The 24,009-nt window shown below is 59.4% G+C and carries 21 protein-coding genes; 17 read left to right on the top strand and 4 right to left on the bottom strand.

Annotation, left to right across the window (positions count from 1 at the left end; genetic code table 11):
* Window positions 1-98: 98 nt before the first annotated feature.
* Genes ACHUE7_RS15800 through ACHUE7_RS15790 form a run of 3 tightly spaced genes read left to right on the top strand, consistent with a single transcriptional unit; the run spans window position 99 to window position 4,838 of the window.
* Complete coding sequence (locus tag ACHUE7_RS15800; protein ID WP_394170846.1) at window positions 99-1,334, top strand: efflux RND transporter periplasmic adaptor subunit; 1,236 nt, start codon at window positions 99-101, stop codon at window positions 1,332-1,334.
* A complete protein-coding gene (locus ACHUE7_RS15795; protein ID WP_394170845.1) occupies window positions 1,331-4,420 on the top strand; it encodes an efflux RND transporter permease subunit in 3,090 nt (1,029 codons plus the stop codon). The genes ACHUE7_RS15800 and ACHUE7_RS15795 overlap by 4 nt, the downstream gene beginning before the upstream one ends.
* 52 nt (window positions 4,421-4,472) lie before the next feature.
* Window positions 4,473-4,838: a HopJ type III effector protein gene (locus ACHUE7_RS15790; RefSeq protein WP_394170844.1), complete on the top strand. Its 366-nt coding sequence runs from the start codon at window positions 4,473-4,475 to the stop codon at window positions 4,836-4,838.
* A 35-nt stretch (window positions 4,839-4,873) separates the two neighbouring features.
* On the opposite strand, the gene ACHUE7_RS15785 is transcribed toward ACHUE7_RS15790, so the two are convergent.
* Complete coding sequence (locus ACHUE7_RS15785; protein WP_394170843.1) at window positions 4,874-6,913, bottom strand: M3 family metallopeptidase; 2,040 nt, start codon at window positions 6,911-6,913, stop codon at window positions 4,874-4,876.
* A 97-nt stretch (window positions 6,914-7,010) separates the two neighbouring features.
* Between ACHUE7_RS15785 and ACHUE7_RS15780 the strand changes: the two genes are divergently transcribed.
* From ACHUE7_RS15780 to ACHUE7_RS15765, 4 genes are all read left to right on the top strand, one after another.
* On the top strand, window positions 7,011-8,489 hold the full coding sequence (locus tag ACHUE7_RS15780) for a hypothetical protein (protein WP_394170842.1): 1,479 nt from the start codon (window positions 7,011-7,013) through the stop codon (window positions 8,487-8,489).
* 70 nt (window positions 8,490-8,559) lie between these two features.
* Complete coding sequence (gene rph / locus ACHUE7_RS15775) at window positions 8,560-9,282, top strand: ribonuclease PH (RefSeq protein ID WP_394170841.1); 723 nt, start codon at window positions 8,560-8,562, stop codon at window positions 9,280-9,282.
* 3 nt (window positions 9,283-9,285) lie between these two features.
* Window positions 9,286-10,149, top strand: coding sequence for a YicC/YloC family endoribonuclease (locus ACHUE7_RS15770; protein ID WP_394170840.1), 864 nt, complete (start codon window positions 9,286-9,288; stop codon window positions 10,147-10,149).
* Entirely contained in the window at window positions 10,146-10,979 is an 834-nt protein-coding gene (locus tag ACHUE7_RS15765; protein WP_394170839.1) for a substrate-binding periplasmic protein, read from the top strand. Before ACHUE7_RS15770 ends, ACHUE7_RS15765 begins: the two co-directional genes overlap by 4 nt.
* A 30-nt stretch (window positions 10,980-11,009) precedes the next feature.
* Here the strand turns inward: ACHUE7_RS15765 and ACHUE7_RS15760 are convergent, their stop codons facing one another.
* Window positions 11,010-11,597 carry a uracil-DNA glycosylase family protein gene (locus ACHUE7_RS15760; protein WP_394170838.1) on the bottom strand — a complete coding sequence of 196 codons (588 nt, stop codon included), beginning with the start codon at window positions 11,595-11,597 and terminating at the stop codon, window positions 11,010-11,012.
* An 80-nt stretch (window positions 11,598-11,677) separates the two neighbouring features.
* On the opposite strand from ACHUE7_RS15760, the gene ACHUE7_RS15755 reads away from it, so the two are divergent.
* The gene (locus tag ACHUE7_RS15755; RefSeq protein ID WP_394170837.1) at window positions 11,678-12,211 is read left to right on the top strand and encodes a lipocalin family protein; all 534 of its coding nucleotides are present in this window, start codon (window positions 11,678-11,680) and stop codon (window positions 12,209-12,211) included.
* An 11-nt stretch (window positions 12,212-12,222) separates the two neighbouring features.
* On the opposite strand, the gene ACHUE7_RS15750 is transcribed toward ACHUE7_RS15755, so the two are convergent.
* A complete protein-coding gene (locus tag ACHUE7_RS15750) occupies window positions 12,223-13,245 on the bottom strand; it encodes a CNNM domain-containing protein (RefSeq protein ID WP_394170836.1) in 1,023 nt (340 codons plus the stop codon).
* Window positions 13,246-13,525: 280 nt separating this feature from the next.
* On the opposite strand from ACHUE7_RS15750, the gene gmk reads away from it, so the two are divergent.
* From gmk to ACHUE7_RS15710, 8 genes are all read left to right on the top strand, one after another.
* Complete coding sequence (gmk, locus tag ACHUE7_RS15745; protein WP_394170835.1) at window positions 13,526-14,185, top strand: guanylate kinase; 660 nt, start codon at window positions 13,526-13,528, stop codon at window positions 14,183-14,185.
* A gap of 102 nt (window positions 14,186-14,287) precedes the next feature.
* On the top strand, window positions 14,288-14,497 hold the full coding sequence (rpoZ, locus tag ACHUE7_RS15740) for a DNA-directed RNA polymerase subunit omega (protein ID WP_028670271.1): 210 nt from the start codon (window positions 14,288-14,290) through the stop codon (window positions 14,495-14,497).
* Window positions 14,498-14,653: 156 nt separating this feature from the next.
* Window positions 14,654-16,768 (top strand): bifunctional GTP diphosphokinase/guanosine-3',5'-bis pyrophosphate 3'-pyrophosphohydrolase, encoded by a 2,115-nt coding sequence (gene spoT, locus ACHUE7_RS15735; RefSeq protein WP_394171075.1) that lies wholly within the window; start codon window positions 14,654-14,656, stop codon window positions 16,766-16,768.
* A 264-nt stretch (window positions 16,769-17,032) separates the two neighbouring features.
* Window positions 17,033-17,896 carry a polyamine aminopropyltransferase gene (gene speE / locus ACHUE7_RS15730; protein WP_394170834.1) on the top strand — a complete coding sequence of 288 codons (864 nt, stop codon included), beginning with the start codon at window positions 17,033-17,035 and terminating at the stop codon, window positions 17,894-17,896.
* A gap of 7 nt (window positions 17,897-17,903) precedes the next feature.
* A complete protein-coding gene (locus ACHUE7_RS15725; RefSeq protein WP_394170833.1) occupies window positions 17,904-18,791 on the top strand; it encodes an endonuclease/exonuclease/phosphatase family protein in 888 nt (295 codons plus the stop codon).
* Between the two features lie 90 nt (window positions 18,792-18,881).
* Window positions 18,882-19,391: a disulfide bond formation protein B gene (locus ACHUE7_RS15720; protein ID WP_394170832.1), complete on the top strand. Its 510-nt coding sequence runs from the start codon at window positions 18,882-18,884 to the stop codon at window positions 19,389-19,391.
* Between the two features lie 227 nt (window positions 19,392-19,618).
* Window positions 19,619-20,287, top strand: a complete 669-nt coding sequence (locus ACHUE7_RS15715) for a flagellar brake protein (protein WP_348474998.1) — start codon at window positions 19,619-19,621, stop codon at window positions 20,285-20,287.
* Window positions 20,271-21,146 carry a pirin family protein gene (locus tag ACHUE7_RS15710; protein ID WP_394170831.1) on the top strand — a complete coding sequence of 292 codons (876 nt, stop codon included), beginning with the start codon at window positions 20,271-20,273 and terminating at the stop codon, window positions 21,144-21,146. Before ACHUE7_RS15715 ends, ACHUE7_RS15710 begins: the two co-directional genes overlap by 17 nt.
* A gap of 12 nt (window positions 21,147-21,158) precedes the next feature.
* On the opposite strand, the gene ACHUE7_RS15705 is transcribed toward ACHUE7_RS15710, so the two are convergent.
* Entirely contained in the window at window positions 21,159-22,286 is a 1,128-nt protein-coding gene (locus ACHUE7_RS15705; protein WP_394170830.1) for a GGDEF domain-containing protein, read from the bottom strand.
* 227 nt (window positions 22,287-22,513) lie between these two features.
* Between ACHUE7_RS15705 and ACHUE7_RS15700 the strand changes: the two genes are divergently transcribed.
* The gene (locus ACHUE7_RS15700) at window positions 22,514-23,749 is read left to right on the top strand and encodes a hypothetical protein (RefSeq protein WP_394170829.1); all 1,236 of its coding nucleotides are present in this window, start codon (window positions 22,514-22,516) and stop codon (window positions 23,747-23,749) included.
* Window positions 23,750-24,009 lie beyond the last annotated feature (260 nt).

The raw sequence follows: 24,009 nt of genomic DNA, 5'->3' as shown, positions 1-24,009 counted from the left end.
GCGCGCCTGACGAACGGCCGGCCGTCATGTCAGTATGAACCAATGACGGCAGGTAGCCGTACCTCTGGCTAATTCCTGTCTAAAGAGTGTCGAAACCTATGAGCAGCCGCTGGGTACGATGGAGCTTGCCGCTGGTCGTTTTGGGCGCCGGTGTGGCCGGGGCGTTGTGGATGAATGACACGTCGGAACCATCAACCGACAACACCGCTGAGGCTGAGCCTCAACCACTGGTCGATGCACCAACGGTGGCCACGGTTAGGCCGGACACCGGGCGCTGGTCGCCGCAGCTGATGTTGTACCCCCGTTATCAGAGTCGACAATCGGTGGTGCTGACCAGCCCGGTAGCTGCAAATGTTGAGTCCGTTGAGGTTGCCGTCGGTCAGTCGGTTGAGGCTGGGGCTGTGTTGTTGCAGCTGGACGCCGATGCCCTGCAACGCCAGGTCACCCAGCTTGAAGCCCAGCGTTCGGAGCTTGCATCGCGCAGCCGACTGGAGCAAAGCCAGTATCAAAGTGACCAGGCGGCGCTGGTGATCGAACAGAATCTGGTTGCCATTGCCCAGCGCAGTGTCGATCGGCTGCAGAACCTGGCACGCCAGAACCTGAGCTCGGCAGCCGATCTGGAAGCCGCCGAGCGCACCCTGCAAAACCAGCGATTGGCGTTGCAGCAGCGGGAGCTAGCCATAGCCCGCTACGATGACGTTGAACAACAACTGGCCGCACAGCGGGATCAGCTCGACAGCCAACTGGAGCAGGCCCGCGACAACCTGAACGAAGCAACCATAACCGCCCCCTTTGCGGGCCGCATCGCCAGCCTGGAGGTTCGGCCCGGCACCGAGGCCGGCACCGGCAGTGCCTTGTTAACGCTGGTCAACGACCAGGATACTGAATGGGTTGCCTGGGTGGCTGCCTCTGCCTTGCCGGAGGTGGATGCCCTGTCATCACTGACGGCGGTGGTAGAAACCGACGCGGGCTCTATCCCGGTCGAACTGAGACAGCGGGATCCGGTCGCCGACCGGGGCAGCGTGCGTTTGTATTTTGAAGCCGAAAACGAACAACCCCGGGCGACCCTGAATCGGACCTACTCACTGCGGCTCGACTTGCCAGCCATCCAGGCGCACCGGGTTCCCGATGCCAGTGTCTACGCCAATGAGTCGGTCTACCGCGTGGTCGACAACCGGCTGGAGCGTGTTCAGATCCGGGTGTTGGGTGAGCAGTTCGATCAGGGCCGGGTCTGGCGGCTGATCGAGGCGGACCTGAACCCCGATGACCGACTGCTGGGCACCCGTTTACAGCAGGCGGCCGATGGCCTGGCGGTTAAGGTGTCAGACCAATGAGCGGTTTGCTGCGAGCCTTTGCTCACCACAGAGTCGCCCCCAATGCGCTGATGTTCGTGGTGATTTTTTTGGGCCTGATCGCGCTCGATCGGCTCAATACCCAGTTTCTCCCCGACTTTGAACTCAAAATTGCCACGGTGAACACCGAATGGCCCGGCGCCAGCGCCGAGGACGTTCAGGACGGTGTCACCATTCCGCTCGAACAGGCCATTCTGCAACTGACCGACGTCGACCGGCTGACCACCACAACCATAGAAGGCGGGTCGTTCATGACCATCACCTTCAAGGAAGCGGTCAGTGACATCGAACAGGCGGTAGCCGAGGTTGAGAAAGCGCTGGATACAGTCTCGCTGCCCGACGGCGCCGACGAGCCCGAGGTCACCCGCCAGGTGTTCTATGAGCCCGTCGCCGAGGTACTGCTGCACGGCGATGTCACCCTGAACGAGCTGCAATACTGGGCCGAAGCCGCTGAAACCAGCCTGCAGGCGGCGGGTATTGCCAAGGTGGATTTGAATGGCCTGCCAGATCGGGAACTGAACCTGCGCATGACAGTGGCGGAATATTTGTCGGGCGAAGCCTCGCTGGCAGAGCTCGGGCAACAGCTGGCTGCCCGGAACCTCAATGTGCCAGCCGGCATTACCGGCGAAGGGCGGTTGCAGTCGCAGCTGCGGGTGCCGGCAGAAGCCAGCGACCCGGCGGCTCTGGGGCGCCAGACCCTGACCCAGGGCGATGCCATCCTGAGTCTCGACCAGCGCATGACCCTGACCGAAGAACGAGACCCGGATCAGACCCGTGTGTCCTACCAGGGTCAACCGGCCGTGAAACTCGCGCTCAGCCGCACCCGGGGGGAAGACACCCTGCGTATGGCCGAGATTCTGAATGAGTGGGTGGCCGAGTTTGAACCGACACTGCCGGCGGGCATGGAGCTGCACGTCTACAACGAAACCTACGAGTTTGTGCAGGCCCGCATCGGCATCATTGTGGATAACGGCGTCGGCGGCCTGTTGGTTGTCTTGGTGGTGTTGTTCCTGTTTTTAAGGCCGAAGCTGGCCTGGTGGGTCGCCGCCGGGATTCCGATCTCCTTTCTCGGCACCTTCATTTTTCTGGAATTGAGTGGCAACTCCATCAATCTGATCAGTCTGTTCGGGTTTCTGGTGGCACTGGGTGTGATCGTCGACGATGCCATTGTGGTTGGCGAAAACGCCTACAGCCGAATGGAACAGGGAGAGGAGCCTCGCCAGGCCTCGTTGCGGGCGGCGCAACAGATGTTACCGGCGGTGGTTGCCTCTTCGGTGACTACCATTGCCGCCTTTCTGCCCCTGTTGCTGGTCGGCGGCCAGGCCGGGGTTTTCACCAAAAGCGTGCCGCTGGTGGTGATCATGGCCATTGCTGCCTCACTGGTAGAATGCTTTCTGATTCTGCCCGGCCACCTGGCGCACAGCGTGGGCAAGGGCAAACTGAAGCCCCCGGGTCGGCTGCGTGCTGGCTTTGAGAACGGGTTTGAGCGGTTTCGCCAGGGGCCCTTTCGGCGTGCGGTTACCCTGGCTGTCGCCTATCGCGGAACCACCTTCGCTTTGTCAGTTGTGGCACTGGTGCTGGCGGTATCGCTGGTGACCAGTGGCCGCGTTCAGTTCGTGTTTTTCCCGGCCATTCAGCAGCCGGCATTGCAAATGAACGTCGACTTTGCCGAAGGAACCGACCCGGCCGTGACCCGCGCTTTCCTGACGGACATGGAATCCGCCCTGCTCGATATCGAGCAGTCGTTCGGTGTGAATCTGGTTGAAACCATCGTTATGGAAACGCACCGGGAATCCCGCGAAGACGGCGCGCTGTTCGTGCAACTGGACGACAGTACCGAGCGCCCGGTGTCCAACAGCGAAATCACCCGTCAGTGGCGGGACCGTGTGGAGGAGCCGGCCGGGCTGGTGTCAGTCAGTTTCATTGAAAGCCAGCAGGGCCCCTCGACCGATGGTATTCAAGTGCGTCTGGTCGGCGAAGAGCTGGCGCGCCTGCAACAGGCCGCCAACTGGACCCGGCAACGACTGGGGCAAATTCCGGGGCTGATCGATATTGAAGACAACCTGCCACTGGGCGCCGAACAACTGAACCTGAACCTGACGGCCGAGGCTTTGGCGCAAGGGCTGACACCACAGCAACTGGCCAGCACCCTGCGCGACTGGACCAATGGTTACCCGGTGCAAACCCTGCAAATCGACGGCGAGGAGCGCCCGGTGCAACTGCGGTTGCTGGAAGCCGAGGTCGACGCCTGGCCCCGACTGGCCCAGCTTCCCGTGCCGCTGCCGGACGGCACTCAGCGGCCGCTGTCCGCCCTGGCAGAACCCACGTCTGAACGGGCCATTCAGCAATTGAACCGTGTAGATGGTGAATTGTCGGTGCAAGTCTCGGCCAAGCGAAACAGCTCAGACGTGAACCTGACCGAGGTGAACCGGCTGATCGATACCGAGGTGCGGGCAGCGCTGGCGGACCAGTTCAGTGATGTCAGCCTGCGCGTGGAAGGCGACCAGGAATCGCAAAACGACTTCTTCCGCGATGTTCAGATTGGTGCGGTACTTGGGCTGATGCTCATTTTTATTGCCCTGGCCTGGGTATTCGAAAGCTGGAGCTGGCCGCTGGCTGTGATGTCGACCATTCCCTTCGGGCTGACCGGCGCCATTGCCGGGCACTGGATCATGGGGCTGGAACTGAGTGTGCTCAGCATCTACGGGCTGTTCGGGCTGTCGGGCATTGTGATCAACAACGCCATTGTACTGGTCACGGTGTACCGCCAGTTACGCGACGACGGCATGCGCATGGAGCAGGCCATTATCGAAGCCAGCGTGCGTCGGCTGCGTGCGGTGATCATCACCACGCTGACGACGGTCGGAGGCCTGGGCTTTCTGTTGTTTGAAACCTCGTTCGACGCCCAGTTCCTGATCCCGATGGCGGCCGGTATCGCCTTCGGTCTGATGTTCGCAACCCTGCTGATCCTGTTTTACGTGCCCGCCATGCTGATGGCCGTTGAACACGGTCGGGAGCGCCTGGGGCGGTGGAAAGACTGGTTGCTGGGGCGCGAGGTGACGCTGTGATGGGATGGGCTTGTGGTAAAATGCGGATTTTGCCGCTGACGGATGACGCCTGATGACATTAAATGACTTTGCAGACCAGCTATACACCCGGCCAGAGACGATCGACTTTGACCAGGCGATTGCCGTGATCGATCGGGAATTCGAGTTCACGCCGGTGGCGTTCTCGGTGGGTGAGCAACACAACGCCGCTGGTACTAATCAGGGCTCATGCCGCTTGCTGGCTTTTGCCCATGCGATGAATTTGCCGGAAGCAACCACGCTGGCGCTGTTTGGCGATTATTATCGTAAGGACGTGCTGGGCAATCCCGACGGGCAGGATCACGCCAACATTCGTCAGTTTATGCAGCATGGCTGGAAAGGTGTGCATTTTTCAGCCATTGCGCTGAAGAAGCGATCGCAGGGAGAGGCACAGGCCTGAACCCTGTATCAACAGGGTTCAGAATGCCGGGCTTATCAGGCCGCGATGCCGCTATGGCGTAGCAACGCATCCACTTGCGGTTCCCGCCCGCGGAACTGTTTGAACAGATCGCCAGCTGGCACACTGCCACCATTGGCCAGAATCACATCGCGGAACGCCTTGCCGGTCTCGGCGTTGAAAATGCCCTCTTCCTCAAAGCGGCTGTAGGCATCGGCGCTCAGCACTTCGGCCCACTTGTAGCTGTAGTAGCCCGCCGAATAGCCACCGGCGAAGATGTGACCAAAGCTGTGCTGGAAGCGATTCTCCGGCACGGTTTTGATGACTGATACTTCATCCCGAACCTGATCAAGCACCGCCTGCACATCGTTCACCATAAACGCCTCGGTTTTGTTGTGCAGCTTCATGTCGAACAGGGAGAACTGCAACTGGCGCACCGTGGCCATGGCTGACTGGAAGTTCTTGGCGTCCAGCATTTTTTCCAGCAAGTCGGTCGGAAGCGCTTCACCGGTATCGACATGGCCGGAAATAAAGGCCAGTGCCTCGGGCTCCCAGCACCAGTTTTCCATGAACTGACTGGGCAGTTCGACGGCATCCCAGGCAACCCCGCTGATGCCGCTGACATCGCCGACGTCTACCCGGGTCAGCATGTGGTGCAAGCTGTGGCCAAATTCGTGGAACAGCGTAGTCACTTCATCGTGCGTCAGCAGCGAGGGTTTGCCATCGACCGGGGGCGTAAAGTTGCAGGTCAGATAGGCGACCGGCTTTTGCAGCTTGCTGCCGATACGCACCCGCTTGCGACATTCGTCCATCCAGGCGCCGCCGCGCTTGCCTTCGCGGGCATAGAGGTCCATGTAAAAGCGGGCTACGACGTTACCATTCTCCAGCACGTTGTAGAGCTGCACATCCGGGTGGTACGTCTCAAAGTCGGAGACTTGCTCGAACGAAATGTCGAACAGACGGTGTGCGGTTTCGAACAGGCCTTCGATCACCCGCGGCGCCGGGAAATACGGTTTCAGCTCTTCCTGCGAGACGGCATAGCGCTGCTCCTTAAGCTTTTCACTGGCGTAGCTGATGTCCCAGGGTTCCAGCTCGTCGGTCATGCCCAACTCATCCCGGGCGAAGGCGACCAGTTCGTCGTATTCGCGTTTGGCCTGGGGCACCGCTTTGGCGGCCAGCTGGTTCAGGAAGTCGAGCACGGCCGCCGGAGAGTCGGCCATCTTGGTCGCAAGCGATACTTCGGCGTGGTTGGCAAAGCCCAGCAGCTCGGCAGCGGCCTGGCGTTTGGTCAGAATGTCGGTCATTTCCGGGCCATTGTCGTAAACGCCACCGAATGGGCCGGTATCTGACGCGCGAGTGACATGCGCCATATAGGTCTCGCGGCGCAGCTCGCGGTCGTCGGCGTAGGTCAGCACCGGAATCACCGAAGGCATTTCCAGGGTGACCAGCCAGCCGTCTTTCTCTTTCTGGCGGGCATACTGTGCCAGGGTGGCCCGGGCTGAAGCGGGCAAGCCAGACAAACGGGCTTCATCGGTAATGTGCAACGACCAGGCCTGGGTGGCGTCGAGCACGTGTTCGCTGAAGTGCTGCTGCAGCTGGGCCAGCTCCGACTGCAGTGTGGCAAAGGCTTTTTTGTCGTTCTCGTTCAGGTCGATGCCGGACAGGCGGAAATCGCGCAATGCCTGTTCTATCGCGGCTTTCTGGGCGGTGGACAGGGTGCTGAAATCAGCCCGCCCTGCAATCTGCTGATAAGCGTTGAACAGGCCATCGTGCTGGCCGAGCCAGCTCTGGTAATCCGTCAGCAACGCCAGTGCCTGACTGTAGGCATCACGCAGTTCGGGCGAATCCTTAACGCCAGTCAGGTGGCCAAATACCGCCCAGGCATTGTCGAGCCGTTCATCCAGTTCGCTGATCGGCTCAATCAGGGATTCCCAGGTCGGCTCGGCAACCGTTTCCACCAGTTCATTGATGCGTGCCTTGCTGCTGTCGATGATCTCGGTCATGGCCGGGACGATCTGGTCTGCCTTGAATTGCTCAAAGGGCGGCAGTTCATGCGGTTCAAGCAATGGGTTGGTCATGGTGGTGTCCTTTAGTTGAGTCTTTAAGGGTCAGTACGGTGCCAGGCGGTCACGGCGGTGTCGTCAAACGGTCACAAAAATGTCGTATAACCGGCGCATGACTGCATTGCTCCGCGCCTTATGGCGTCACCCACGATGGCTCACCGTTGCACTGGTACTGATCCTGATCGGGTTAGTATGGGCCCCTGTCAGGACCCCGACCACTATTTACCTGAGTGTGGGGTTCGAGCGTGGTGAAACAAGTGCGGATTTTGTTGGCGTCGCCATCGATGCCGCCATGCTGACCGGCGGCGACTGGTGGACCGACCTCGATGGGCCGCCCCGCCCGCTCGACCTGAGCGATGCCGACCTGCAGCGCTGGACCCGAATTCTGGCGCCCGCCTGGATCCGGCTTGGCGGTACCGAAGCCGACAAACTCTGGTGGCAGTCACCCGATGACCCGGTCGCCGCCCAGCCGTGGCTGGACCGTGACGACCTGACCGGGTTTCTGACATTCACCCGGGCCGCAGGCGCCCGACCGATGATCACCACCAGCACGGGCCCCCGGGTGCGTGACGGCGGCGACTGGCAACCGGGTCAATTACAGCGTCTGCTCGGCTGGCTGCCGGAGGATTACAACGGCGTACTCGAGTTTGGCAACGAACCCGGTGCCCACTGGCTGATGTTTGGCCTGAGACATCAATACGGGTTCGATCAGTACACCGAAGAATTCGCCCGGGCCCGCGCACTGACCGGTAAAGTTCCGTTGGCCGGGCCCGCCAATGCCTTCTGGCCCGGCATCGGTGAACCCTTGCGACCCTTGGTGGGCAGTTCCCGCACTTTTCTGAAAAACGGTGCCAACCCGGCCATCTTCAGCTGGCACTATTACCCGACCCAGTCGTCCCGCTGCCGGGTTCGCACCGAGGGGGCCGAGTGGGAGTCACTGGTCGACATTGAAGCGGTGGACGAATTCCGCCGTCAGGCTCAGCGGGTGCGCGGCTGGGTCGACCGCTATTCTCCCGACTCCGAACTCTGGCTGGGCGAGACCGGCCCGGCACAGTGCGGTGGTGTAGATCAACTGACCAATCGCTTTGGCTCCAGCCTATGGTGGCTGACCTTGCTGGGGACAGCGGCTCAAACCGGACAGGACACCGTGATTCGGCAGTCGCTGGTCGGCGGCGACTACGCCCTGCTCGCCCATCGTACCCGCTACAGCCCCAACCCGGATTACTGGGCCCAGGTGCTGTGGAACCGGCTGATGGGCCCGCGCTGGTTTGAGGTGCGCGGCAGTGGCGCGGTGATTCAGGCCTATGCCCATTGCGACCCCGCAAACCCCGGCGTGCTGACCTTGCTAACCGTTAACCTGAAGCCGGTGCCAATCACTCTGATTTTGCCAGACAACCAACCCCGGCCGACCCTGACCGTCACCAGCCCGTCGCTCGACAGCCGGTTTGTTCAGGTGGAAGACCAATGGCCTGAAACCTTTGACTGGAACGCCGATGAGCCACTGCCCTGGGTGCAACGTGACAACGGCGACGCCCAGCCAGCCTACAGTTATCGCTTCACCCGACTGGACGTACCCGAAAGCTGTTCCTGATGCACGGTGTGCACAGGCGAGCCCGACCTCTATACTGTCGGGTTCATCAATCAGTGAAAGGCTTTACCCTATGCGCCCAAGCGGTCGTACACCGGATCAACTTCGCCCCGTCAGCATTCAACGCGGTTTCACCAAGCACGCCGAAGGCTCGGTACTGGTCAGTTTTGGGGACACCCAGGTCATCGTGACCGCCAGCGTTGAAACCAGCGTGCCGCGTTTTCTGAAGGGCAAGGGCCAGGGTTGGGTAACCGCCGAATACGGCATGCTGCCGCGCGCTACCGGCTCCCGCAACCAGCGCGAAGCCGCGCGTGGCAAGCAGGGCGGTCGGACCGTGGAAATCGGCCGGTTAATCGGTCGTTCGTTGCGCGCTGCGGTCGATATGACGGCGCTTGGCGAACACAGCATCACCCTTGACTGCGACGTGATTCAGGCCGACGGCGGCACCCGCACCGCGGCCATTACCGGTGCCTTTGTGGCCCTGACCGATGCCGTTAACCACATGCTGGAAAACGGCATGATCAAGACCAACCCGATCCGCCACCCCATCGCCGCCGTCTCGGTCGGCATCTGGCAGAACACCCCGGTGCTGGATCTGGACTATGCTGAGGACAGCACCTGCGATACGGATTTGAACGTGATCATGACCGGCGACGGCGGCTTTATTGAGATTCAGGGCACGGCCGAAGGCGAGCCGTTCCAGCCTGAAGAGCTGAACGCCATGCTGGCGTTAGCGGGCAAAGGAGTCGCGGAGCTGTGTGACATCCAGCGTGCCGCGCTGAATACGGAGGCCTGAGCCATGACCGACAGCATGACCGCCTTCGCCCGGCGCGAGGAAGACACCGCCTTCGGTACCCTGTCGGTCGAAATTCGTTCGGTGAATCACCGCTACCTGGAACCGACGTTTCGCCAGCCAGACACTCTGAAGCCGGTGGAAATGCCCCTGCGCGAAGCCCTGAAGAAACAGGTCAAACGCGGCAAGGTCGACGTTCAGTTACGGTTTTACCCGAACCAGGCCAGTGCCGGGCTGGACGTTAACGTCGAACGATTGCAAGCGCTGAACGCAGCGCTTCACAAAGTACGCGATAACGTTGCCGACAGTCCGATGCCGGATGCGCTCGCGCTGTTGCAGTACCCCGGCATTCTCGCCGAGGAAGCGGTGGATATGGAGGCCGTGTTCAACACCATGCGTTCCCTGTTCGACGCCGCCCTCACCGACTTTATGGCCCACCGACGCCGTGAAGGCCAGGAGCTGGGCAAGATGATCAGCGACCGGCTCGACGAGATCGACGCCATTGTCGAGGTGCTGCGCGAGGAAATGCCGGGCTGGGTGGCCAGTTTCCGGGATTCCCTGAGAGCCAAAGCGGTTCAGTTGCAAGTGGACCTCGAGCCGGACCGGCTGGAGCAGGAGGTCGTGATTCTCGCCCAGAAAGCCGACGTAGCAGAAGAACTGGATCGCCTCGTGACCCATACCAGAGAAGTTCGGCACATTCTCAGCCAGAAAGGGTCTATTGGGCGGCGGCTCGATTTTCTGATGCAGGAGTTCAACCGCGAAGCCAATACCCTGGGGTCCAAAGCCACCAACAGCCGGGTGACACAAGCCTCAGTGGACCTGAAAGTGTTAATCGAACAAATGCGCGAGCAGGTGCAAAATATCGAATGAAACGCCCAGAGCCCAGTTCAACCAAGGCCACCGAAGTGCCGGTGCTACGACGGATCAATCGTTGTCGCAAAGCGTTGGTTTGGCCCTGTTTTGTGTTGTGCCTGGGGCTAACAGGCTTGCAAGCAACGGCGCAGGACTGGGTGATGGGGTTTGCCGAAGATGAGCCACCGGTCAGTGACGGAGGGCCCGGCGAGGCACAAGGCATCATTCCCGACTTGACGGCTGAACTGTTCGACCGCTTACCAGACGACTCGGTGACGATGACTGCAGGACCCTGGGTGCGGATGCAACGCGCGGTAGAAACGGGCCAAATCGACGGGTTTGTTACCTACCCTTCCAGTGATCGTAAGACGTATGCGCTGTTCAGCAATACCCCCCTGTTTCATATCGACTTTGGCTACCTGATCTACCGCCGTGATCACCCGCAGCGCCAACGCATCGAGCAAGCTCGCAGTTTTGAAGACTTACAAGGGCTCACGTTTATCGGCCAGCAGGGTGCCGAGTGGGAAAGGGATAATATTCCGGCGACCCTGGATACCCTTTTGTTGGGCCATACGGATACCATGATGCACATGCTGGTGCGACGCCAAGCGGGTGATTTTATGGTGATGCCGGCTGAACAGGCGGTACACATCGCCAAACAGTTGGGTTATGAAGATCAGATTGCGTTTGAACCGGTCCGTTTCATACCCAACGCCAGCATTCCATTCCACGTTGGCATTCATTCAGCCCACCCTGACGCAATCGAGATGCTGACGCGCATTGATACCGTGCTCGACTCGTTGGAATTCAGTCAGGCAGTTGACCGGATTCTGGCCAGCTATCGCTAACCACACTCGACAGATGCAAAAGCCGCCTTATCAGATCGACACCAAGCGTTGTACCTGCGCCTGCAGTGTGGGCAAAACCTGCCCCTCAAACCACGGATTATGCTTGAACCAGGCCTGATTTCTCGGGCTGGGGTGCGGCAGTGGCAGGTAGTCTGGCCAGACATCCTCCCATTGCTCGACAGCCCCGGTTATGGTGGTGCCCAACTGTGGCAAGTGATAGGCCAGTGCATAGCGGCCCAGCACCAGGGTCAATTGAATGTTGGGCAGTGCTTCAAGCAACTTCGAGTGCCACAGGTCAGCGCATTCAGGCCTGGGCGGTGCATCACCGCCGCCTGCCTTGCCGGGGTAGCAAAACCCCATGGGTACAATGGCAAAGTGGGCAGGGTCATAAAACGTAGTCCGATCCACGCCCAGCCAAATGCGTAACCGGTCACCACTGGCATCATCAAAGGGTACACCGCTGTCATGAGCGCGACGCCCGGGTGCCTGGCCGGCGATCAGAATGGAGGCGCGCGGGTCAGCCTGCAGGATGGGCTTGGGTGCCCGTGGCAAGTGCCGGGCGCATTCCTGGCAGCGGTGTATTTGATCCAGCAGGTGGGTAAAGACTCTGTCTGACATGGATGACCCCCCTTTTTAACGGCGCCACTGGCATTATGGTGCAGTGCAACACCGATGAATAGACAACCCAGAGAGGCAACATGACGACCCTACGCCTAATTGCACCCGCCATCGCTTTACTGCTGTTAACCGCGTGCACCGGTCTGCCCAAAGGCATTGACCCCGTCACTGGGTTTGAACCCGATAGGTATCTGGGCACCTGGTATGAGATAGCCCGGCTCGACCATCGTTTTGAACGTGGCCTGAGCAATGTAACCGCCGAGTACAGTCCGAATGATGACGGCAGTATTCGTGTGCTCAATCGTGGCTATAACGAAGAAGACGGCGAATGGCAGCAAGCCGAAGGCCGGGCCGCGTTCGTTGGCGACCGCGATGTGGGGCATCTGAAAGTGTCGTTCTTCGGGCCTTTTTACGCCTCTTATGTGGTATTTGATCTGGACAAAGAGCGCTATGACAGGGCATATCTGACGGGCTCTGACCGGGGCACCCTGTGGTTTCTGTCCAGAACGCCCGAGGTGAGTGACGCGGCGATGGCGCAGTTCAAAGCGCGTGCTGAAGCGGAGGGGTTTGAGTTGGATGAGCTGATTGTGGTGGATCAGTCGCGGAACGTCTGATCCAGCTAAGGTCAGCTCTCCGACAGGTCTTTCAGCCGGTGCTTCCACCGACGCCTGGCCAGGCGGCGCATGTCGGGGATGTTGTCGGTTTCGTCGATGATCGACTGGCCGATGATGGTTTCGATGATGTCTTCAAGCGTCACCAGGCCCAGCCAGGTGCCGTATTCGTCGTACACCAGGCACATATGCTGGCGCTCTTCCATCAGCCGGGCCATGAGTTTCTCGGCCGATAGCTGGTCGGACACCACGCTGATGGGTTTCATCACGTCGGCGACGGTGGTCTTGCCGTTCAAATCGAGTACGTCGTGGCGGAACACGATGCCCAGTGGCTCTTCGGCTTTGTCGAGCACCGGGTAGCGGGAAAACTGGCCGGTCTTCACCCGTTCGACGAAGGCTTCGACGCTCTCGTCCGGTCGCACGGTCACGCATACGGAGCGGGGCGTCAGTATCTGCCGTACTTTCATGTCGTGCAGATCCAGAATGTTCGATATCACCCGCTGCTCATCGGCATCCAGGGCCTGGTGTTCGCGGCCAAGGGCGGCCAGCGCTTTGATTTCCTGGCGTACGTTGCTTTCGAATTTCCCGGTGCCAAACAGCTTCATCACCTGGTCTGAGAGCCAGATAAAGGGTTTGAAGACCAGAATCAGCATTCTGAGAGTGAACGGCAAATAAGGCGCCAGCGCTGGCCAATAACGGGCACCCACGGTTTTCGGAATGATCTCGGACAACAACAGAATCAGCAGGGTCATGATCGCGGAGGCGACGGCGAGGTAACCGTCACCAAAGACCACCGCCACTTGCGCGCCGACGCCGGTGGCGCCGACGGTATGCGCAACGGTATTCAGGGTCAGAATGGCGGCCAGCGGCTGGTCGATGTGCTCTTTCAGCTGGCGCAGTTTCTGGTGCAACTCGGGGCGTTCGCCCCTCTGGTGCGCGATGTAGCTCGGGGTGATCGACAGCAGCGCCGCTTCCAGAATCGAACAGATAAAGGAGACGGCAATGGACAGCACAGCAAACGCGATCAGCAGGCTCATGAGTGGCTGGTATAACCTCAGTAACTGGGATGGCGAGAGTTTATGGCAGGCCTGACGGCCGGGCTATATCGATGCCAGGCAGCCGACTCGTCATAAGCGGGTGACTGTCTCTGCAGGCCTTGGCCGGTCCGGCTTTCCGTAGGTGGTAAATCCTGTGTAAGTCAGTATCAGAGCCTCTCTGGATCAGTGGCTACGGAATCAACCATGCTGATTGGCTGAAAACCCCCTATAATAGGTCGCCTTATTCCCACTCCCGGCTTCGATAAGGCAGACGCACGCAATGACCTCACTTTCCCCAACCTCTGGCACCGGCAAACGCACGGTGGCACCCGGCACCCTGTATATGATTTCGGCGCCATCGGGTGCAGGCAAGAGCAGCCTGGTGAATGCACTGATCAAGCGGTTGCCCTTTGTGTATCTGTCGATTTCGCACACCACTCGGCCAATGCGACCGGGTGAGGAAGACGGCCAGCATTACCATTTTGTGTCGACTGAAACCTTTCTGGCGAGCGTTAACCGCAGCGAGTTTCTGGAACACGCTCAGGTTTTCGATAATTACTACGGCACCAGTCAGGTCTGGGTGCAGAGCCAGCTGGATCTGGGCCACGATGTAATACTGGAAATCGACTGGCAGGGCGCCCAGCAAATTCGCCGGCAAATGCCCGACACCAAAGGCATTTTCATCCTGCCGCCTTCGCGTGAGGCCCTGCAGGAGCGCCTGGAGAAGCGTGCTCAGGACAGTACTGAGGTCATTGCCCGGCGCATGAAAGATGCCACCAGCGAAATGTCGCATTACCACGAGTACGACTTTGTCGTGGTCAATGACGACTTTTATAAGTCGCTGGATGAACTCTGCGCCATCTTCATCGCCAACCGGATGACTTTGTCGAAGCAGCAGCAGACTCATGGTGACCTGTTCATTGAGTTGCTCAACCCGTAATCGTCGATGGTATTGACAGACAGGTACGTGCCCCTTGAGCTTTTGCTCAATCCGCGTACAATCCCGCGTCCGTAATGGCTATATCACCCGTAGGAGACCTTGATGGCTCGAGTCACTGTTGAAGATTGCCTGGAAAATGTGGCAAATCGTTTTGAACTGATCATGGTCGCCAGCAAGCGTGCCCGCCAAATTGCCAACGATGGCGCTGAGCCCCTGGTACCGATCGAGAACGACAAACCGACGGTGATCGCGCTGCGTGAAATCGCCGGAAAAAAGATCACTCCGTCGATTCTCGACGAGCTTGAAGAGTGATTTAGACACTCAATACAGTCGGCCTTAAGGGTCGATAGTAAAAAAACCGGGCTCTGACCCGGTTTTTTTATTGCTGTGTTTTGTGCTTTCATTACACTCGAACCAGCGGAGGCCTTTAAAACCGTGCCTCTATCACTGTTATTGGACGATCCTGCCTTGCCCACCGTCGACGCGCTGACCAAGCGGCTCGAATCTTACCTGGCACCGGAAAAGGTGCGCCGGGTGAAACGCGCTTATTATTACGCCGAGCAAGCCCACGAGGGGCAGATGCGGCGCAGTGGTGAACGGTACATAACCCACCCGCTGGCGGTGGCGAACATCCTGTCTGAAATGCACATGGACCACCAAAGCCTGATGGCCGCCATGCTGCACGATGTGATTGAAGACACGGCGGTCACCAAGGAAGCCCTGAGCGAGCAGTTTGGCCCGGGCGTGGCCGAGCTGGTCGACGGTGTGTCCAAGCTGACCCACCTGGAGTTCGAGACCAAAAAAGAAGAGCAGGCCGAGAACTTCCAGAAAATGGTGTTGGCGATGTCGAAGGACATCCGCGTCATTCTGGTCAAACTGGCCGACCGGCTGCACAACATGCGCACCCTGGGCGCCATGCCGCCCGAGAAAAAACGCCGCAAGGCCCGGGAAACGCTCGATATCTACGCCCCCATTGCGCTGCGCCTGGGCATCAACGACTTGCGTATCGAGCTGGAAAATCTGGCCTTTGAATCCCTGTACCCGCTGCGCTCCAAGCGCATAGCCAAGGCGATCCGGCAAAGCCGCGGGCATCGCAAGGAATTGCTGGTGCAGATCCGCCAGGCACTGCAGGAACGCATCGATCACGAAGCGCTGTCAGTGCAGGTGGTTGGCCGGGAAAAGCATCTGTTCTCGATCTACAGCAAGATGCGCGATCAGCGCAAGACGCTGCAGGAAATTCTCGACGTTTACGGTTTCCGCATCATTACCGACTCGGTCGATGCCTGTTACCGGGTGCTGGGCATTGTGCACAATTTCTACAAGCCGGTACCGAACCGCTTCAAGGACTACATTGCCATTCCCAAGGCGAACGGCTACCAGAGCCTGCACACCACGCTGATCGGTATGAACGGGGTGCCGATTGAGATCCAGATCCGCACCCAGGAAATGGAAGACATGGCCAACCACGGCATTGCTGCGCACTGGTTGTACAAGAACGACGATTCGTCCGAATCGAGCCCGACCCATGCCCGCGCCCGGCGCTGGGTTAAAGGGCTGCTGGAAATGCAGGAGCGGGCCGGTAACCCGGTCGAGTTCATTGAAAACGTCAAGATCGACCTGTTTCCGGACGAGATTTACGTCTTTACCCCCAAAGGCAAAATTCTGGAAATGCCCAGGGGCGCCACGGCGGTCGATTTCGCCTATGCGGTGCACACGGATATTGGCAACAGCTGTGTCGGCTGTCTGATCAACCGCCAGATCGCACCGCTGAGCCAGCCGCTGGAAAGCGGCGATACCATCAAGGTGATCACGGCCCCCGGTGCCCGGCCCAACCCGGCCTGGGTGAATTTTGTGATTACCGCCAAGGCGCGCTCGAACATCCGCCATTTCCTGAAGAATCTGAAGCAAGCTGATTCGATTGCGCTGGGTCGCAAGCTGCTGAACAACGCTTTGAAGAATTTCGATACCGAGCTGGAGGCCCTGTCGGAGGAAACGCAGGCGACGCTGTTGCATGAATACGGTCTGGAAAAAATGGACAGCCTGCTTGAAGACATAGGCCTCGGCAACCGCGTAGCCTATGTGGTGGCGCGTCGCATGTTAAGCCGTGAAGCCCCGCTCGAAGGCAGCGAAAGTCACGACAAGGCGATGACCGTGAAGGGGACCGAGGGCTTGTTGATCAGCTACGGCAAGTGCTGTCGGCCGATCCCCGGTGACCCCATTGTTGGCGTCATCAGCAAGGGCAAGGGCATGGTGATTCACGTCGACAGTTGCCGCAACATTGTCGACATGCGCAAAGACCCGGATCGCTGTGTGCACCTGCGCTGGGAAAAGTCGATGGAAGGCGAGTTTGTGGTCGACCTGCGGGTCGAGATGCGCAACGCCCGGGGCGTGCTGGCCAGTGTCGCCAATGCGGTCTCCCAGGCCGATGCCAACATCGAGAGCATCGAAATGCAGGAGCGTGATGCGACGATCAGCCGCCTGAACCTGACGGTGTCGGTCGCCAGCAGACAGCACCTAGCCCGGGTCATTCGCCGCCTGCATAGCCTCAAGCCGGTTGGTCGAATCGAGCGAGTACAAAGCTAATAATGCAAGTTTGGAGTTCAGTTGGCTGCAACGCCATGAACCCGCGCCGGCTACCAGGGATGCTCCTGCGGGGTCGCCGTGAATACGTCCATGTAGGCTTAGCTTCGGCATCCATGCCTCAGATACCCCCGCATGAGCATCCCTGGCAGCCGGCGCTAGCCTGTATCGCGAACTTCGAAACTTGAATAATTAGCCCCGGCACAGCCTGGAAATATCATCTATTCTCACCAACCTCAGGGTTGCCCAAAGTTATCAGGAACACTCATGTCAGTAATGCCCGAAAACGAAAACTGGTTCACCGAAGTCTGGTCACCGGAAGGCTCGGCCTTCTCACTGGAAGTGACTGCCAAATTGCACGAAGAGCAGAGCGCTTTTCAGCACATTGAGATCTATCAGACCCGGCACTGGGGCAAGCTGATGGTGCTTGATGGCTGTTATATGGTGACCGACAAGGATAACTTCCTGTACCACGAGATGATGACGCACCCGGCGTTGTTTACGCACCCGGATCCGAAAAAGGTGCTGGTAATTGGTGGTGGCGATTGCGGTACCTTGCGCGAAGTCTTGCGTCACCCCGGGCTTGAGCAAGTCTGGCAGGTGGAAATTGATGAGCGGGTGACCCGGTTGTCGGAAATTCATTTCCCCGAGTTGTGTGAAGCCAACGGCGACCCACGGGCCAGCCTGTTGTTTGAAGATGGCATTGCCTGGATCAAGAATTGCCAGCCGGGCGAGCTGGATCTGATTATTGTAGATTCAACCGACCCGGTTGGACCGGCGGCTGGTTTGTTCAACCGGGAATTCTTTGGTCATTGCCTGCGCGCTCTGGGTGACGATGGTCTGCTGGTGCAGCAAAGTGAAAGCCCGCTGTTCCATACCGATAATCTGATCGCGGAAATGATCGGTGAAATGCGCGCGGCCGGGTTTGAATCGCACCATACCCTGCCCTTTCCCCAACCGATTTATCCGTCGGGCTGGTGGAGCTGTACCCTGGCCAGCAAGGGCCTGACGGTGACCGACTTTCGCGAGCAGGCCGCCCGAGACAAGGCCTTTGGCACCCGGTATTACAACGCGGATATTCACCGGGGCGCACTGGCCGTGCCTGAATTCATGAAAACTCTGTACCGATAGGGTGTGTGTGATCCCAAGGTGTCAGGCTGGTCAATACGGGCGGGCTGCGAAGCCCGCTCTGGCGCTATGTCTGTTGCTGAGCTGGGCGCTGGCGGCACCGGCCGAAACCGTTCGGGTTGCTTCCTTTAACATCCACTACACCACGCCGAACCAGGACGATATTGTCTGGGATGAGCGGCGCGATGCCGTGCGTCAGGTCATTGGCGAGATGCAGGCCGACATCATTGCCTTTCAGGAAATGGAGACCTTCGTCGGCGGGCATTTTAATACCGAAAATCGTCAGCTCGATTGGGTATTGGAGCACTATCCGGACTACAGCGTTGGTGCCTACGGCGATGCCGCCGAGTTCCCCATTACTCAACCGATCCTGTTTCGCACCGATTCGTTTGTACTGCGCGACCAGGGCTGGTTTTTCTATTCCGAGACGCCCGACGAGATCTACAGCCGCACCTTTAACGATTCCTACCCGGCGTTCACCACCTGGGTAGATCTTGAGCATCGCGACAGTGGCGAGCGGCTGGTGGTGGTCAACAATCATTTCGATTATGGCAGCGGCCGTAACCGGCGGCTGTCGGCGAGGCTGGTCGCCGAACGCATTGAGCCCTGGCTCGATGTCGGGGTGCCCACGGTTGTGCTGGGCGATTTCAATGCGCCGTCGTTCTGGTCGCCCATGGGGTTTCTGAAAAAGCAGGGGCTTGACTTGTTGCGGCCGGCGGGAAGCACCTTTCACCATAACCGGGGCTGGCATCTGATTCCGGCGATCGACCACATTCTGGTCAACCCGGCCTTAAGCCCGGTCGGCCGGTTGCAACGGTTTGATGACGCCTATCAAGGTATTTACCCCAGCGATCATTACCCTGTGCTGGTGGAACTGTCATGGGCCGGTAAACCGTGACCGTTGAGACTCCCGATTTCGCCTGAATTGCCGTTAGAATGGCCGGAGTATCTAACGGGCCGTTCCGTATTTAATGACTAAGGATTTGAGATGTTGAACCGACTGCACCGCCTGCTGCTTACCCCCTGGTATTGGCTGGCCATTGTGCTTGTAGGCCTGGGTCTGGAAGGCGTTGCGCTGTTTTACCAGCATGTGCTCGATGAACCGCCTTGCGTACTGTGCATTCACGCCCGGGTGTGGACGCTTGGCGGCATCATTGCCGGCAGTGTCGGTCTGGTGTTGTTCCGGTTGTATTGGGGCCGTCTGATCGCCCAGCTGGGTGTTATCGTCAGTGTCGCTGGCCTGATGGAGCGCAGCTATCGTGCTATGCAGGTTGAGCGCGGTACCTACCAGGGCGTGTGCAACTTCGATGCGGGTTTCCCTAGCTGGCTGCCGCTGGATGTCTGGTTTCCGAACGTATTCGAAGTCTGGGCTATGTGTGGCTATTCGCCGAATTTCATTCTCGGCCTCACCATGGTCGAAGGCCTGACGTATGGCAGTGCCGTGTTGTTGGCCATTGCCCTGGCGGCATTTTTCCTGATGCTGCGCCGAAGCCACTAACTTTCCGTAACAGGAAAGTTACGGCAAAACCGATGACCGCCTGGTCATCGGTTTTGGAGAGAAGCAAAAATCACATTTTTTGATTCTCGTGGTCTTGAAAAAGGCAGGACGCTTTTTTCAAAAACCTTTAAGGAGGGGGCGCGAATGCGCCTTCGGCGATACACGGGTATAGAGGTTGGCGCCAATAGTGTCTATTCTGTGGCAAGGCACATGGACTCTGAGCCCTCATGGCAGACAAACCCGAAACCAAGACCGCGACCTTCGAATCATTGCAGCTGTTACCCGGCCAACCACTGCAGCTGGAGATCGACGGCTATACCACTGAGCGTGACCGAAGCATTCTGGTCGGCTACCGGCCCGGTAAATCCGTCATTGTGACCACACCGCTGGCACACGGTCATCCGATTTCCGTCAAACTCGACACCAATCTGAACGTCCGTTTATTCGCCAACAAGATTAACGGCGCCTGCGCGTTTCGCACCCACGTCATTCATGTGTCGGTGTCGCCCTTCCCGCATTTGCACCTGGCGATGCCCAACCAGTTGTTCCTTGGCGAAGTGCGCAAGGCTGTGCGCGCCAAGGTTAGCGTGCATGCGACCCTGGTGTACCAGGGCGAGCGCAATAACGCTGAGATCATCGATCTCAGTACCGATGGCGGGCGACTGCGAGCCCGGGTTCAGGCGATTGATCCCGGTGAAGTGATCACTCTGATCACCAAGCTCGATCTGGGCTCGGTGGAGAAAGTAATGCGCTTGCAGGGCATCGTTCGCTCCTTCGTGCTCGACAGTGAAAAAGGCACCAGCACCATTGGTTTGCAATGGCAAAAGCTCGATGAAAACGACGCCATCGCGTTGCAAGCCTATGTATTGACGAGGCTTCATGACAACCCCCACTGAACCGACTCTATTACGCCCGCGCGAGCAGGACCTGATGGGCCTGCCCATTCGCCGGGTATTGCCCCAGTCGGCCGCGCGTCACTGTGGCCCCTTTGTGTTTCTGGATCACATGGGCCCGCACACTCTGCCCAAAGGCCAGGGCGTCGATGTCCCCCCTCATCCGCACATCGGTCTGGCGACGGTTACCTGGCTGTTTGCCGGCAAGATGGTGCATAAGGATTCTCTCGGCAGTGATCAGGTCATCGCCCCGGGGGATCTGAACTGGATGACCGCAGGCCATGGCATCGCGCACTCCGAACGCAGCCCGGAGTCTGAACGGCAAATCGACAGCCCGATAGAGGGTCTGCAGTTCTGGGTCGCCCAGCCTGAAGCCACTGAAACCGGCACGCCTCGCTTCGAACATGTCGCAGGCAATGACTTGCCCCACTGGCAGGAAGCCGGCGCCGACTGGGTGCTGGTAGCCGGAGAATGGCAAACACGGCGAGCACCGGCAGAGGTTGATTCACCCCTGGTGTTGCTCGACAGTCGCAGCCAGCAGGCAGGCCAGATCACGATGCAGAAACCCTCGGAAACCTGGCAATGGGGGCTTTATTTACTGAAAGGTGAACTCAGTGCCCAGCAGCAACCGATGGATAGACACCAGTTACTGGTAACCGGTGAATCGCTGACGATCAGTTGGGAAGCAGGCGCTCATTTTGTGGTATTCGGTGGCGAACCCCTGGGCCCGCGACGGATGGACTGGAATTTCGTGGCAACAGACCCGGCGTTGATCGACGACGCCCGGCAGCGCTGGCAAAACCATCAGTTTGATACGGTTCCCGGCGATGATGGGTACGTGCCCTATCCTTCCAAGACATAAGGGCTCAAGACACTAACCCGCCCTGACGCAATTACGCCCCGCCTGTTTGGCTTTATAGAGCGCCTTGTCCGCTCGTTGCAGTGCGGCGTCGGGAGTGGCATCCCCCCGGGAGGCGTCGGTCACACCGAATGACAACGTCACACTGACCTGTTTGGCCGGGCTGGGCTGGCCGCGCTGGCGTTTGCCCTTGCGCCCGGAAGCCGGTCGGCCGGGTTTGCGAACCGTTAACGGATAGGCGGCAACGCGCTCGCGCAGGGTGTCCAGCACTGGCGTCGCCTGATCAGCCGTCATCCCCCTGAACACCAGGGTGAACTCCTCCCCACCGTACCGGAACACCTTCACCGGCAAGCGATGCTGCGACAGTACCCGCGCCACGAGCTTCAGTACCTGATCGCCTGTCTCGTGGCCCCAAGTGTCGTTAAATGACTTGAAATGGTCGACATCTCCCATGGCAATGGCGTAGTGCCGGCCAAGGGTGCGCTGCATCTGGGTCAGGGCCCGGCGGTTGGGAATGCCGGTCAGGGCGTCGCGGTAGGCGACCGAGTAGGCATCGGTCATCAGCAAGGCCGCAATGACCGCAGCCCAGCCAGCCCATACCAGAGGCGTACCCACAGGCTGCAGGCTCAACCACAGCGTTAGCGCCCAGCCCAACAATTGCCATGGCCAACTGGCCCCGGGCGCCAGAAAATATCGGAACAGAATGGACAGCAGGGCCAGAAACGCCAGGCACAGCGTAATGCCAGGCAGACCAACGCCGGGCAGTGGGTTGAGCCCGGGGAGGTCGGGTGCCAGCAGTGCCGCTGGCAGTGACAAGCCCTGTGCTCCGGCGGCGGCGATGAGCACCAGCCCCGGCAGCCAGATCGTCGGGCGGCGCAAGGCATGGTCAGCCCGCCACTGGGCGCTCAGCCAGCCCAGCCACAGAATCGCCATACTCCAGACCGAAACCGGGGTGCCTGGCGCGTCGGGATGCACAGTGAACAGAACCCAGCCTACGATCACCAGTAAAAACCAGTGTGCCCGGTGAAACAAAAAGGCCAGCGCCGTGACCGCCAGGAACAGGGCGTGAACACCGAGCTCAAGGCCCTCGGGCAGATGGTCGATCAGCAACTGGGAATAGTGGAAAAGCGGACTGTCGGTCACGGTGTGCCAGGCGCTCGTTTGAATACACGCGCTAAGCAAAACACAACAGCGCCGCGCTGTCAGGTATTGGTTGATGCACCACCCAGTGCGGTTGGGCCGGGCGTATGATCACTGTAAGGGAGAAGACAATCCCGAAGGCGCGCTTTACACTGAACCGGATGAGGTGTCCGTGGTCAACCCGGCCCCGTGAACCATTTCCGCTACGCCGGATTGCAGGGAGATACAACATGAATCCGTTAAGCATTTCTCGAACAGGGCTGCTCGGTGCCGCCTTGATCTGTGCCACCCCGTTTGCGGCAGCCCAGGAGCCCGTTGCCGCCGATTGGCTTTATTTGACCGGTAATGGCAGCTGGGTAGCCCGTTCGGCCGCCCTGCGTCAGGCCGAAACACCGCTGCCGCTGCCGGTAGAGCAGTTATCATCCGGAACGTTCTGGTGGTCGGCGACCGACCCAGACCTGCAGGTGACCTGGCAATCGACCGATGCCGTTTCCTGGGTCAGCGAAGGCTCGCTGGTTCAGGTTGGCGACTGGCCGGGCTCCTGGACCGTCATCAGCGTAACGGAGGATGTGCTGATCCTGTCGCAGGCCGGTGTGCGCCGCTCCTTGCCGAAGACCGCCTGGGACCGGCTGAGCTGGGTTGTTGGCCAGAACCAGGAAGAAAGCCTGTCGTTGCGGGTGCATCAGCCAGACGATCGCACCAATGACCTGGCCTATGCCTGGTTTGATAACCGGGTGTCGGCTGAGGTTCGTTACAGCCTCGATTATCGCGCTGACAACCCGGTGCTGTTGCAACAACTGGTGCTCCACAATGACGCCGATTACGACCTGAATGCACCGGGCTACAGCTATGCCCAGAGCAGCCAGCAACCGGTGATGATGATGGCAAGAAATGCCATGGCAGACTCAGAGTCGGCCGACGTAAGCCGCCCACAGGCCGGTGACAGCAGTGGCCAGGCCACCCTGAGCTCCGATCAGCCCATCCGGATGCCGGCCAACAGCCATGCCTGGATACCGGTTGAAGAAGTGGCTTTGACCCGTGTTGATCACCAGTATCGGTTTAACTGGTCAACACGCCAGCAAGGCAGTATGCCCGGCCAGTGGCACATGACCGTCAGCGCTGACGACGCCCTGCCCGCTATTGCCGGACCGCTGCAGATCGCTGTCTGGGACCAACAGGTCGCCCTGCTTGAAACGCATTACCAGCCAGAACAGGAAACCCGGACGACCTTGTCGCTAGGGTCATCCGACATGGTGACGCTGGGAACCGAATCGTTAAGCGGGCAGCAATGGGAACTGGTGCTGACCAACCGCAACAGCCATGAGGTTGAAGCCGTGCTGGACCTGTCCCACTGGGACCAGAATCGCAACGACCAGGCAGGCATCAGTTTGCCGGTGCCCGCTAACGACAGTGTGCGGTTGCAGGTGCGTCTGAGCAGTACGCAGTTAACCGTGCGCCCGCAGTAAACAGGAGTGCATTGGCTTGCGCCTGGTTATGGCAATTGAGGTCGTGCTGGGTGTCGTACTGAAAAGTGGGGCGGTGGGTACCACCGGCGTTAAGCCCGGCAGTAGCCAGCCCAACCGCCCTCATACAGGGGTAAGCCCCCCATCACAGGTGAAGCCCGGTTCAGTTCCGAAGCCTCACCGTTGAAAGTAGTTCAGAGCTGCGCAATTGGTAGCCCACCTTACAAAAATGCACAGGATGGAACGCAGCGTCACGGCAGTGG

This window comes from Saccharospirillum alexandrii, from assembly GCF_043641555.1.
Classification (GTDB): Bacteria; Pseudomonadota; Gammaproteobacteria; order Pseudomonadales; family Natronospirillaceae; genus Saccharospirillum; species Saccharospirillum alexandrii_A.
Note: the sequence above shows the minus strand (reverse complement) of the source record. Positions and strands in the feature narration are given on the sequence as shown.